Raw genomic sequence first — 12389 nt, 5'->3', positions numbered from 1 at the left:
GCCTGCATACGCGCGGTGATTGAATTTTAAACCGCTTGCATTTATTTTCTCTAAAATATATAGTGCTATAATTATTTCAAAACTAAAAAGTAGGGGGCTTTTTATGAGATCACTTTTTATTTTAGCCTTATTTTGCGCTAGCATTTTTGCAAATACACTAGATGAAATCAGGCAGGCAGGGGTCATCAGAGTAGGCGTGCGAGAAGGTCGTCCGCCACTAAGCGAGTCTAATAACGGCAAGTTTGAGGGCTTTGAAATCGAGCTTGCTAGCTCAATCGCCAAAGACATTTTCGGCGATAAAAAGGGCGAAGTGCAGTTCGTAGCCGTAACCGCAGGCGAGAGAATCCCGTTTTTGAAAAATAACAAGGTCGATATGGTTATCGGCACCTTTATGATTACGCAAGAGCGTAAGAAGCAGGTGGATTTCTCGCTGCCGTATCTATCGGTAAATTTTGGCATCGTAACGCGTAAAGAGGATCAAGTGAAGGACTTCGCGCAAGTTCGCGATATGAGAATTTCGATCGAAAAAAATCCCAACGGCTCAATGACCGAGCGTTATTTGCGCAAAGAGAAATTTAGCAATTTAGTTTACTGCAAAAATACCTCCGAGTGCTACGCGATGATGAAGGACGGCAGAGCTGATGGTTATGCCAACGACAATATCATTGTCCTAGCCTACGCCGTCGTAGACGATACGCTCGAAGTGCCGTTTAAAAACCTAGGTGCGGCGGAATTCTTAGGCGTCGGCGTGCAAAAAGGCAATCAAAGCCTGCTTGATTTCATCAATGCCGATCTAATTAAGCTAAGCAAAGAGGGCTTTTTCAAAAAGGCTTATGAGGACACTTTCGAGCCGTTTTACCGCGGCACTGCGGATAAAAAATACTTCCTTTTAGACGGAATTTACAACATGCTTTAGACCTTAGAATTCTAAGGCGCGGAATTTTGAAATTTTAAAATTTCACCTCGCACGCGGCGAGTGGAATTCTGAAATCTGCAAATTTTGAAATTTTGGTAACCAATAAATTCCGTAAAATTTTAAATTTTATCTTACGCTCGGTTTCAAAATATCTATTCTATTCGGAACGAAATTCCACGCTACGATATAATTTTACCCGCACCGAGAATTTTAAAATCCCGTGCTGCAACAGAATTTCGTAACTCATGGCTTTTGCGCTGCGATAAAATATAAAATTTATCGTGCGGTATAGAATTCCGCAGATAAGCGCGATAAATTTAAAAGGATAAAATTCTGCGTGAGGAGAAATCTAGCTCTCAGCAAAAGCGCAGTCGCCGCAGATGTATTATTCAGCTTTCAGCGTTAAATTTTACTCAAACGCCTTGTAGTGCGCCTCATCGGCAAACTCGAGCATCTCGCGATCGCCTCTGCTGTCGCCGTAAGCGATGACGCGATCGAAAGCCTGCACGTCGTATGCTGCGCGCACGCGAGCGACCTTTTGCGCGCCGTAGCAGTTCTGTCCCTCGATCTCGCCCGTAATGATGCCGCCTTTGCGTCGTATTTTAGTGCCTAAAAGCTCCAAGCCCTGCGCCTCGCACCACGGACGTAGCCAGTCTTCGAGCGAGGCGGTGACGATAACGACCCTATCGCCCGCGGCTTTATAGCTTGCGATCTTGTCCATCGCGCTTTGTTTTAGGATATCTTCGATGTGAGTGGTGGAGTATTTTTTGCAAATTTTATCGAATTTATCGGCGCTCATGCCCGCAAAAAAGTAGCCCAAGAGCTTTCTACGCGTAAAATTATTGCTCGCAAGACCTAACTTATACGCCGCTAAAATGGGAGATAGCACTAAAATCCCGCGAAAAAATTTCTTAAATCCGACTACGTAGGCGACGAACTCGAGCAGCGAATCATCGCGCGTGATCGTACCGTCAAAGTCGAATAAAACAAGATTCATTGCCTCTCCTAGCAAAATTTTAGCAGCGCAAATTTTAAAATTTGCCTATAAAAAAGGCGTGAAATTTAAAAGCTAAATTTCACGCCGAATTTTAAAATTTCATCCAAAAATTCTATTTTTTCGCCATTCGTCTGCGCGTCGTAGGGTCTAGGTATCGCTTGCGCACGCGGATATTTACCGGCGTAACCTCCACAAGCTCGTCCTCTTCAATCCACTCCAGCGCGCGCTCTAAATTTAATACTCGCGGCGGCACGAGCTTGATCGCATCATCGCTGCCGCTGGCGCGGACGTTGGTTAAATTTTTACCCTTGATCGGATTTACGTCCAGATCGTTCGGGCGGCTGTGCTCGCCGATGATCATGCCCAGATAGACCTTCGCCTGCGGAGCGATAAAAAGCACGCCGCGATCTTGCAGATTCCACAGACTGTATCCTAGCGCCACTCCGTTTTCCATACTCACGAGCGCGCCGTTTTGTCGCTTCTCGACCGCACCGATGAAGGGGCGAAATTCCAAAAAGCTATGATTCATCACGCCCTCGCCGCGAGTATCGGTCAAAAACTGCGAGCGAAAGCCGATGAGACCGCGCGCGGGGATCTCAAACTCCATGCGCGTCTGTCCATCGCCGGTAGGATTCATCACCTTCATCTCGGCCTTTTTGCGACCGAGCTTTTCGATGACGGTACCCGTGCAATCATCGGGCGCGTCGATGACTAGATGCTCGAAAGGCTCGCATTTGATGCCGTCGATCTCTTTAATGATGACTTCCGGGCGCCCGAGGCAAAACTCAAAGCCCTCGCGGCGCATATTTTCAGCCAAAATCGTGATCTGCAGCTCACCGCGACCGCTTACTTTAAATTTACCCTCGCCCGCGTTTTCATAGCGCATCGCGATGTTGGTTTTCATCTCCGCTTCCAAGCGCTCGTCGATCTTATTTGAGGTTACGAATTTACCCTCCGTGCCGGCTAGCGGTCCGTCATTTACGCTGAAAATTACGCTAAGGGTCGGCTCTTCAATATGCAGCGCATCAAGCGGGATCGGATTATTGGGATCGACGATGCTATCGCCTACGTCAAGCGCATCAAAGCCCGCAATCGCTACAATGTCGCCGGTGCCCGCCGTATCAATGTCGGTGCGCTCAAGTCCGTTAAAGCCGATGAGTTTTGAAATTCTACCGTTAATGTGCGTGCCGTCGGCTTTAGCTAGCATAACGCTTTGGTTTTTGTTTATCGTGCCATTGAAAATTCTAGCGATGCCGATCTTGCCAACGTAATTGTCGTAATCGAGCGTGAAAACCTGCAGCTGCAAAGGATTGTCGTCGCTACCGCTAGGAGTAGGGACGTGAGATATAATTGTCTCAAAAAGCGGCTTCATGTCGGTGCTCTCATCGCTTAAATCGTATTTTGCATAGCCGTTTTTGGCCGCGGCGTAGATGACGGGAAACTCAAGCTGCTCGTCGTTTGCGTCAAGCGCTACAAAAAGATCGAAAATTTCATTTACCACGCGGTCCGGATCGGCTGCGGGCTTGTCGATTTTATTTACGACTACAATAGGTCTGAGCCCTAAAGATAGCGCCTTTTTTACGACAAATTTCGTCTGCGGCATGACGCCTTCTTGCGCGTCGACGAGCAAAAGCACGCCGTCTACCATCTTTAGCACGCGCTCGACCTCGCCGCCGAAATCGGCGTGGCCCGGAGTGTCGATAATGTTAATTTTAACGCCGCCGTAGTGGATGGCGGTGTTTTTGGATAGTATCGTAATGCCGCGCTCGCGCTCTATGTCGTTGCTGTCCATCACGCGCTCGCCGACTTCTTGGTGATTACCAAAGGTGCCGGACTGTTTTAAAAGCTCGTCTACGATAGTGGTCTTTCCGTGATCGACGTGCGCGATAACCGCGATATTTCTGATATTTTCCAAATTCTTCTCCGTTTATAATTTCAAAAACTGATGATTATACTAAAAAAATTCTTAAGATAAAAATTTACGAGTACTCTTTGACTTCGCAGACAAAAAACTCATAAACGCGCTGTTGGATCAACGCATCGTCGTCATCGTCGCCGATCAGACGGCGCAGATGCGAAAAATCGATTTTTTTGATATATTTTTTGTTGTTTTTGATATCCCTGTCGATCTCTTTTAAAAGCGAGTCTAAATTTAGACCTTTATAGGTCTTCGCCTTTATAATATACTCTTTTACGATGGATACCAGCACGCCGATGCGCTGCTCATCGCCCGGATAAATTTCGCCCGCTATATCTTTGATCACGTCATAATCCTCGTCGGTCTGCTTCTTTTTGGCAAGCAGCATAGCGGCAAAAATTTTGGCTCTAAACTCGATAGAGCGATGATGAGGGATAAAAACCTCGCGAAATACGAATAAAAGATGATTTTTGAAATTCATTTATAACCTTACTTTAAGAAACATTTCCATATAATCCCGATTGCCCTTTCTTAGACCTGTGCAATGCTTTTTTTAGGCACCGCTTCAGGGTAGGAATACAGCAGAGCACTTAGATCTCGCATGTGCCGCAGCCATCTGGGAAGGGGTTTTATAAATCGATCCTATTGAGCCCGAAATGCTCTTTGAAATCCTCGCAAACACTCTGAAAATCGACGCCTTCAATTTTCGGCTTGGCTTTGAAAAACTCTAACATCGAATTATACCCGCTAAGCAGCTCCTTGCTTTTAACGCCGTAGCTGATCGAAATCCCCGCCTCGAAAAACGCCGCTAGTTTATCGCAATACTTAAGCGCTTTGCCGTCGATTGCGCGAAATTTATCTTCGTTAAACATCTTTAGGCTGCCTTCTGCAAATTTAGGCTCCCTGCCTAGCTCGAAGGTGCGGTTTTCAAACTCGTCTTTTATAAATTTACTGCTCTCTTTACGGATACCCAAAATATAACTAAAATCATCTCGCATATGTTCCGGCACAAAGGGTAAAATTTTATCGTCTATTAGCCGCATCTCATATTCGCTGATGATGTCGCTAAGGCCCTTGACGCCGTATTTTACGGGGCTAATGATGTCGCGAGTGAGGCTTTCGGGCAAATCGTGAAATAGAGCGCAGAAAAAATTATATGCCGTGCGCGAGCGGCACGCACCAACTTCAAGCGAGAAAAAGTAGCTTAAAATCGCGACTACCAGCATATGTCCCAGCACCGATGTCTCAGGAATGCGCGGCGTCTGAGCCCAGCGTTTTTGAAAACGAAGTCTGCCGCTAAGATCAACTATGCGGGCAAGTTTTTTGTTCATCACGATCTTTCGCACGCCGATTAGCTCATAATAATCCTCGAGCTCCTCCTCGACCTTGGATTTTAGCTCCTCGATATCGTTTAAAAACTGGCTCGTTTGATAGACGATGTTAAATTCCCAGCGCGTAGAAAGGTAGCTTGCCGCCTTTAAGATCACGGCTTCTTTCTTATGATCCTTGGAATTTAGATATTTTTTAAATCGCTCGAAAAACTCGCCGTTTTGAATAGGCAAAAGATCGCTTTCCAAGACACTTAAAACCCATTCGTTGATCTTTTTTTTCTTGGTTTTTTGTATCTGATGAAAGACGTCCGGACGGATATCGGTCACGACGATGCGCGCTAAAAACTCGAAAATCCCCGCTTCTATCACGTAGTTGATATTCACGTCGCGCTCAAAGCTAGCGATAAAATAAGCGATGATAAATTTATGTGCCTGCTTGTCGAGCTCGACAAGACTTACCATCTTTGGGTAATCGTTCCAACGGCTAATGCTTGCGGATTTAAAAATTTGTTCGACTAAATTTGAGCTTATCATCGGTAAATTTGATCCGAGTTTATTTCGATTACCGTATGAACGTTGCCGCGCGGATTAAAATCGCCCGTAATTTTCATAAATTTAGGTTTTAGCTTGCTTTGCAGCGCGCCGTAAATTTCATTTATGCTATCTTCGTGGCTAATATAACGGTTCATAAAGGAATTTATGTAAAGTTTGATCGCTTTAAGCTCTACTACGAGCTTATCCGGGATATATTCCAAATAGATCGTCGCAAAGTCCGGATAGCCAGAGCGTGGGCAGCGGCAGCAAAACTCGGGTAGGGTTATTTTTATAAGATAATCGCGCTCCTGTTTATTTGGCCAAACTTCTAAATTTTCGATGTCAAATTTTTCAATTTCCTCTTCGCCGTATCTCACTATGATCTCCTTAAATTCGATATATCGTTCGGCTTTTCGACGCAAAATCCCTGAATATAATCGATACCCATTTTATAAAGCTGCATTTGAAATTCCTCTTTATCAACGAAACGCATTACGGTTTTGATACCCGATTTAGCGCAGGCTTCGTTGATACCTATAAAAATATTTTTAATCTTTTCGTCGTTCAAATTTTTGTTAAATTCTATGTCATAAACGATAAAATCCACTTCTAAAAATTTTAAATATTCAAAGCTCGCGTTTGAGCCGCCGAACTGCGACAGCGCGAAGCTAAATCCAAGTTCGCGGAATTTAATCAAAATTTCGTCAAAGCGCTTGATCTCCGAATAGATAAGCTTTTCGTTAAACTCAAACACGATCTTTTTCGGATCGATCAGATTATTATCTATTAGCTTTAAAATTTCATTACGAAACTCGTTATTTCGCAGGGTCTGAGGCATGATCTCGATAAAAATTTTAGCGTCAATATCTTTAAAATAGATGATCCTAGAAATCTGCCTCATCATCGAAATATCGTATTTGATATCATAATGATTTAGAAGCAAAATATCTAAAATTCTACTTTTTGTAATCTTTTCGCCGCTTCTTAGATCAAGTTTCGGAATTAAATTTATATGCGATTTTACGCCGTTTTTATCTGCAACGCGCTGATATTTAAAGCTAAAATTTTCGCTATCGATCGCTTCCATTACGTCGGCGGAAAATACGTCAATTAATACTTTCTCTACGTCAATAGCCTTCTCGCCGTGCTCTTCGTCGTCCAGGTGATTTATCTTATAAAATAGAGCATTTACGATATTATTTAGATTGCGATCATACGAGCTTGGAAGCATCGTAAATTCGCTTTTTATCTCTACATTTTTAATCGTTTGACTTGAAATTTTATGCTCAAACATTCGCAAAATATGACTTAAATTTGTAGCTTTTGATTCTACGCCGAATACAAAATAGCCATTTATAAAGCGTCCTATCGGAAGGTCCTTAAAACCCTGCTCCGCCATAAAATTTGAAAGTTCCTTACAATACTCATATAAAATTTCATCGCCGTTTTTGTAGCCGTATCGATCGTTTATGTCGATGATATTTTTAATTCGCAAAAGAACAATATTTATTTGACGATTTTTGGCTAGATCATTACTCAAAATTTTCTCGATCTCCTCTCGCACAAATACGTGAGTAACGGGATCAATCAGAGTCTTTTGAAAGCCAAAATAAATTTGATAAATGACATAATAAACATAGCAGATCAAAAGTATTAAAAATAAAATTACATCGTCAAATTTAAACTCGCCATTTCGGAATAAAATAATTCCGAAAACAATCAAAACGCAGGTAAATGGCACCGAAATTTTAAGTGCCGTTATAAAACGGTTTTCGCGCTCTTTGGTCTCACTAAATAAAACAGACATTATATATCCAAGTGTTTAACGTCTTTGGCATGATCTTGGATGTAGTTCCTACGCGGTTCAACCTCGTCACCCATGAAGAGATTAAAGGTATCGCTAGCACTTTGTGCGTCTGCAATGCTGATTTTTAAAAGCCTTCTATTTTCAGGGCTCATAGTAGTTTCCCAAAGCTGCTCCGGATTCATCTCTCCAAGACCTTTATAGCGCTGAATATAAGCGCCTTTTTTCGAGCTTTTTTCGATTTCATCTAAAATTTCAATAAAATCCTTGCCAAAGTTTACATCTCGATCTTTGATCTTCGAATAAATTCTGATCGCCTCTTCAAAGATATAATTGCCGAATAAATTCTCATCTATCACAAGCTGTTCTAAACCGCTCGGAGTTTGGACGTAAATTCTAATGCCTTCATCATTTACGTAGGAATTTAAGATATTAAATCCTTCGCTTTCCAGGCGTGGTTTTAAAATTTTAAATAACTCCTCATAGCCGAGGCTTCGCGCTTCGTCATTTTCTATCAAAAATCTGATCGCGCTAAGCACGCTAAAACGCTTTTTAAGCTCATTCAGAAGCGAGCGATAATTTGAGACGATTTTTAGATAATCGATCAGATCCTCGTTACCGATGCCTTCAAACTCGCCCATATCGATGCCAGTTTCGATCAAAAACTCGCTAAGCGCCTTTTCGTCTTTTAGATAAATTTCTTTTTTGCCCTTTTTATATCTAAAAAGTGGCGGCTGTGCCAGATAAACATAGCCGTTTTCTACGATAGGTCGCAAAAACCTAAAGAAAAATGTTAGAAGCAGCGTCTGGATGTGGCTACCGTCGACGTCCGCATCGGTCATAATGATGATTTTATGATAGCGGAGCTTTTCTTCGTTAAATTCCTCGCCTATACCGCAGCCAAAGGCCGTGATCATATTTTTAATCTCTTCTGATTGTAAAATTCTATCCAGGCGCGCCTTTTCTACGTTTAAAATTTTACCTCTAAGCGGCAGGATCGCTTGAAACACGCGATCTCTTCCCTGCTTCGCCGAACCGCCCGCGCTATCGCCCTCTACTAGATAAATTTCGCTAATACTCGCATCCTTACTCTGGCAATCGGCTAACTTTCCAGGAAGGGTTCCGACGGAATTTATATTATCTTTTTTGCGCGTTAGATCGCGCGCCTTCTTCGCCGCTTCGCGACCGCGCGCAGCTAAAAGGGCCTTATTCATAATGGCGCGCGCTTCGATCGGATTTTCTTCAAAATACTTGCTAAGTACCTCAAACGCCATCTTTTGCACGATCGGTTTAACATAGCTGGAGCCCAGCTTACCTTTAGTCTGTCCCTCAAACTGCGGCTCGGGAACCTTAACGCTAATTACCGCAATAAGTCCCTCGCGAACGTCGTCGCCGGTGATCTTCGTGTCCTTTTCGCGCGCAGCCGCATTTGCCGCGACGTAATTTGTTATCGCGCGAGTAAGACCCGCTCTAAATCCCGCCTCATGCGTACCGCCGTCCGGAGTTTTGATATTATTTACGAAGCTTAGTAAATTTTCGTTATACGTTTCGTTATACATAAGCGCAAAATCCACCATAACATCATCCGCGCTATCGCTAAACGATACGGCTTTGGATATGGCAGGCGCTTTATTCATATCGTTTACAAAGCTTTCCAAACCGCCTTCAAAGTGAAAATGCTCGTCCCTGCCCGTACGATTATCTTTAAAATTTATCGTAATTTTTGGATTTAGATACGCTAGCTCGCGAAATCTTTTCGATAAAATTTCATCGTCAAATTCTAAAATTTCAAAAATTTCGCCGTCGGGCCAAAACTCGATCGTAGTGCCCGTGCGATTAGTAGTTTTTATCTTTTCAAGCTCGGTAGTAGGAATTCCTTTGGCAAATTCTTGTCTATAAATATTTCCATCACGTTTGATCGTAGCGACAAGCTTTTTTGAAAGCGCATTTACGACGCTAACACCCACGCCGTGCAGACCGCCGGAGACTTTGTAAGTGTCTTTGTCAAATTTACCGCCTGCGTGAAGCACGGTTAAAACTACCGTCGCGGCAGGAATTTTTTCGGTCGGATGTATATCGACGGGAATCCCACGACCGTTATCACTAACGATACAACTTCCCTCGCTAGTGATCTCGACATCGATTGTGTCGCAGTAACCTGCCATCGCCTCGTCGATCGAGTTATCCACTACCTCGTAGATCATATGGTGAAGTCCGCCGATATTGGTATCTCCAATATACATTCCGGGACGCTTTCTAACGGCTTCAAGACCTTTTAAAACTTTAATATTACTAGCGCCGTAATTTTGCTTCATAATTTTCCTTTAAATATTATTTATCGGCATGATAACCGTTTTTAAACCATCCGCACTAAGCACGAACGCCGTATCGGAGCTGTTAAAATCAAGCTCAAAAATTTCGCTCTCGATATTACTTAAAAAATCAAGTAAAAAGCGGTTTTTCACGCCAAAAACTATCTCTCCGTTTATTTCGATCGTCGCTTCAATTTCGGTCTTTGCCTCGGAATTATCCTCATTAATGCTCTCAAAAATCATTCCATCCTTTTTAATGGTAACCTTCATCTCCTCGCACATCGCGTTTATTGCTCGTACGCCACTTACCATCTTATCGCGCGGGATTGAAATTTTATGCGCCGTATCGCTTGGGATCACGCGCTCGTAGTTTGGAAATTTGCCGTTTATAAGCTTTGTAAAAAACTCAAAATTCTCGCTCACCGCTAGTAGCACGTTTTCGTCGTAGTAAATTTTAATTTTATCAGAAAATAACTTTTGAATTTCGCCTATTGCCTTTTTAGGGATTAAAATTTTAGTATCTAGCTCGCCAGCTTTTGATTGAGTGATCAGCTTATAAACGCTAAGTCGCTTCGTATCGGTTCCGACTAAATTTAAAAAGCCCTCTTTTACGTCGATTAAGGCTCCATTTAGCTCATATTTTGGATTGTTCGTATCGATCGAGGGATAGATTTTTTTAAGGCTTCTGCCTAAAATTCCAGCATTTACGTCAAAGCTGTTTTTGCCCTCTACTACAGGAAAGCTCGGAAAATCCCTCGTTTCAAACATTGGAAGCTTGTACTTGGATTTTTTTTGCTTTACGAATAGCGCTCCGTTAACGGTTTCTAAAGTAACGCTATCGTCGCTTAAGCCTTTGATAACGCTAAGGAGTTTGCCTCCATTTGCAGTGGCTTCGCCTTCCGTTTCTATTGAGACATTTTGAAGATTATAGCTTAGTCCGATTTCGTGATCGGTAGCTTTTATACTAAAAATTCCATCTTTAGCACTCATTAGAAGATGCGAAGTTATTGAGCTTAGATCTTTTTTATCAAGATAGGAGCTAGTATTTGAAACTATCTCTTCTAGAAGTTTTTTAGTGATTAACACTTTCATATTTTTATCCTTTTAAATTTTTATCGTTGTAGTAGTTGGTATGCAGTTTTTGTGAAAAACTTGTCCTAAAGCTTGTCTTTAGGTAGTTTATCCAGTGAGTAAGTAGCTTTGTTTTATTCACTTTCATTCACCTTTTTTGCTTTATTTTCATAAGGTCTAAATTTCATTCTTATCCTTTTTGGTTATTTTGTTTTTTAGCTCTTCAATTTTTATCTTTAACATCTCATCGGTTTGAATGAGTTCGTTGATTTTTTTGATATTTTTGCTGATGGCGCTGTGATCTTTTAGATTAAAAAATGCGGCGATTTTAGGCATTGAGTTTTGAGTTAACTGTTTGGTTAGATATATGCAAATTTGGCGCGCTTCGACGACGTTTTTAGCTCGCGTTTTGCTTTTTAGCTCGCTAGGTTTTACGTTCAGTTCTTTTGAGATCACCTCTATGACGTGTTCGAGACTCACGCTTGAATATTTTTGATGGATCTGATCTTGAAGCGTACTTTTGGTAAATTCCAGCGTGATCTTTGTGCGAAGTATCGACGAGTAAGCGTTTAGCTTGTTGATCGCGCCTTCGATTTCACGGATATTATCGCCCATATTTGCGGCGATATATTCTACGACGTCGTGTGGAATTCTAACGCGATTTTCTTCGCTCTTTTTATTGATAATAGCGATTTTAGTTTCTAGATTAGGCGGAGTGATGTTTGCTATTATGCCGCTTTCAAATCGCGTTGTGAGTCGATTTTCAAAACCTTTTAAAAATTTCGGCGGCAGGTCGTTGGTTAGCACGATTTGGCAGTTTTTGTCTTTTAGCTCGTTGAATGTATAAAAAAGCTCCTCTTGAGCTTTATCACGTCCGATTAAAAATTGAATGTCGTCGATGAGCAAAACGTCGCAATTGCGGTATTTTTGTTTAAATTTATCGATCGAGTTGTTTTTGAGATTAAAGACAAAATCATTAGCGAACTGCTCACTGGTGACGCAAATGACGGTCTTTCCCTTTTTGATGCAGTAATTTCCGATCGATTGAAGCAAGTGAGTTTTTCCAAGCCCGCTAGGCCCGTAGATAAAGAGCGGATTAAAGCGAATTCCGGGCTCTTTTGCGACGGAGACCGAACACTCAAAGGCAAATTTATTTGAATCGCCGATGATAAAATTTTCGAAGTTATAATTTTCGCTTAAAATGGTGCTCTTGGGCTTTTCGGAGATGATTTTTACCTTTTCTTTAGGCGAAATTTTAGCCTTTGAGGTGATTTTGACGATCACGTCGTTGAGCCCAAACTGTTTTTTGATAAGCTCTTTTATTTTAGTGCCGTATTTTGTCTGAGTGTATTTAGCGATAAACTCGTTAGTTGCGTTGTATATGAAAAATTCCGGGGTCGAGTTTTTATCGTTAAATTTCAAATTTTTAATGTATCTAGAGTATTCGGTAGGTAAAATTTCCTTCTCTAAATTCGATAAAATTTCTTGTGCTTGCGACGTCGCCAT

Annotated in this window: 9 protein-coding genes, 1 other RNA gene and 1 pseudogene; 2 read left to right on the top strand and 9 right to left on the bottom strand. The window is 42.1% G+C overall.

Translation table 11 applies throughout. The features are described from left to right. Positions 1-103 precede the first annotated feature (103 nt). Positions 104-916: a transporter substrate-binding domain-containing protein gene (locus CGRAC_RS00050; protein ID WP_005872965.1), complete on the top strand. Its 813-nt coding sequence runs from the start codon at positions 104-106 to the stop codon at positions 914-916. Positions 917-1325: 409 nt separating this feature from the next. Here CGRAC_RS00050 and CGRAC_RS00045 read toward each other — a convergent pair whose 3' ends face one another. The 3 genes from CGRAC_RS00045 to CGRAC_RS00035 form a co-directional block, all read right to left on the bottom strand. Continuing rightward, positions 1326-1913 (bottom strand): HAD-IB family hydrolase, encoded by a 588-nt coding sequence (locus CGRAC_RS00045; protein ID WP_005872961.1) that lies wholly within the window; start codon positions 1911-1913, stop codon positions 1326-1328. Between the two features lie 112 nt (positions 1914-2025). Next, the gene (gene typA, locus CGRAC_RS00040) at positions 2026-3828 is read right to left on the bottom strand and encodes a translational GTPase TypA (protein WP_005872958.1); all 1803 of its coding nucleotides are present in this window, start codon (positions 3826-3828) and stop codon (positions 2026-2028) included. 64 nt (positions 3829-3892) lie between these two features. Then, positions 3893-4312 carry a hypothetical protein gene (locus tag CGRAC_RS00035; RefSeq protein ID WP_005872956.1) on the bottom strand — a complete coding sequence of 140 codons (420 nt, stop codon included), beginning with the start codon at positions 4310-4312 and terminating at the stop codon, positions 3893-3895. Positions 4313-4359: 47 nt separating this feature from the next. Between CGRAC_RS00035 and ffs the strand changes: the two genes are divergently transcribed. Beyond that, an RNA gene (gene ffs / locus CGRAC_RS11275) (signal recognition particle sRNA small type) lies at positions 4360-4457 on the top strand. Between the two features lie 3 nt (positions 4458-4460). On the opposite strand, the gene CGRAC_RS00030 is transcribed toward ffs, so the two are convergent. The 6 genes and pseudogenes from CGRAC_RS00030 to dnaA form a co-directional block, all read right to left on the bottom strand. Beyond that, positions 4461-5696, bottom strand: a complete 1236-nt coding sequence (locus tag CGRAC_RS00030) for an HD domain-containing protein (RefSeq protein WP_005872955.1) — start codon at positions 5694-5696, stop codon at positions 4461-4463. Then, positions 5696-6079, bottom strand: a pseudogene (gene queF, locus CGRAC_RS00025) (preQ(1) synthase); the annotation flags it as partial. The gene CGRAC_RS00030 and the pseudogene queF, both read right to left, overlap by 1 nt. Then, positions 6073-7503 (bottom strand): EAL domain-containing protein, encoded by a 1431-nt coding sequence (locus CGRAC_RS00020; RefSeq protein ID WP_005872950.1) that lies wholly within the window; start codon positions 7501-7503, stop codon positions 6073-6075. The pseudogene queF and the gene CGRAC_RS00020, both read right to left, overlap by 7 nt. Then, complete coding sequence (gene gyrB, locus CGRAC_RS00015; protein WP_005872948.1) at positions 7503-9815, bottom strand: DNA topoisomerase (ATP-hydrolyzing) subunit B; 2313 nt, start codon at positions 9813-9815, stop codon at positions 7503-7505. Before gyrB ends, CGRAC_RS00020 begins: the two co-directional genes overlap by 1 nt. 9 nt (positions 9816-9824) lie before the next feature. After that, a complete protein-coding gene (dnaN, locus tag CGRAC_RS00010; RefSeq protein ID WP_005872946.1) occupies positions 9825-10904 on the bottom strand; it encodes a DNA polymerase III subunit beta in 1080 nt (359 codons plus the stop codon). 156 nt (positions 10905-11060) lie between these two features. Continuing rightward, positions 11061-12389 carry a chromosomal replication initiator protein DnaA gene (dnaA, locus tag CGRAC_RS00005; protein WP_005872941.1) on the bottom strand — a complete coding sequence of 443 codons (1329 nt, stop codon included), beginning with the start codon at positions 12387-12389 and terminating at the stop codon, positions 11061-11063.

The sequence above is a fragment of the Campylobacter gracilis genome (genome assembly GCF_001190745.1).
Taxonomy (GTDB): Bacteria; Campylobacterota; Campylobacteria; order Campylobacterales; family Campylobacteraceae; genus Campylobacter_B; species Campylobacter_B gracilis.
The sequence above is the reverse complement of the archived record's forward strand: the minus strand, read 5'-3'. Positions and strand labels throughout refer to the sequence as shown.

Excerpts from the sequence above, each read along its gene's own strand:
- CGRAC_RS00050 (WP_005872965.1), top strand. The coding sequence starts at position 104 with ATGAGATCACTTTTTATTTTAGCCTTATTTTGCGCTAGCATTTTTGCA.
- CGRAC_RS00045 (WP_005872961.1), bottom strand. The coding sequence starts at position 1,913 with ATGAATCTTGTTTTATTCGACTTTGACGGTACGATCACGCGCGATGAT.
- CGRAC_RS00035 (WP_005872956.1), bottom strand. The coding sequence starts at position 4,312 with ATGAATTTCAAAAATCATCTTTTATTCGTATTTCGCGAGGTTTTTATC.
- CGRAC_RS00030 (WP_005872955.1), bottom strand. The coding sequence starts at position 5,696 with ATGATAAGCTCAAATTTAGTCGAACAAATTTTTAAATCCGCAAGCATT.
- CGRAC_RS00020 (WP_005872950.1), bottom strand. The coding sequence starts at position 7,503 with ATGTCTGTTTTATTTAGTGAGACCAAAGAGCGCGAAAACCGTTTTATA.
- gyrB (WP_005872948.1), bottom strand. The coding sequence starts at position 9,815 with ATGAAGCAAAATTACGGCGCTAGTAATATTAAAGTTTTAAAAGGTCTT.
- dnaN (WP_005872946.1), bottom strand. The coding sequence starts at position 10,904 with ATGAAAGTGTTAATCACTAAAAAACTTCTAGAAGAGATAGTTTCAAAT.
- dnaA (WP_005872941.1), bottom strand. The coding sequence starts at position 12,389 with ATGGCGACGTCGCAAGCACAAGAAATTTTATCGAATTTAGAGAAGGAA.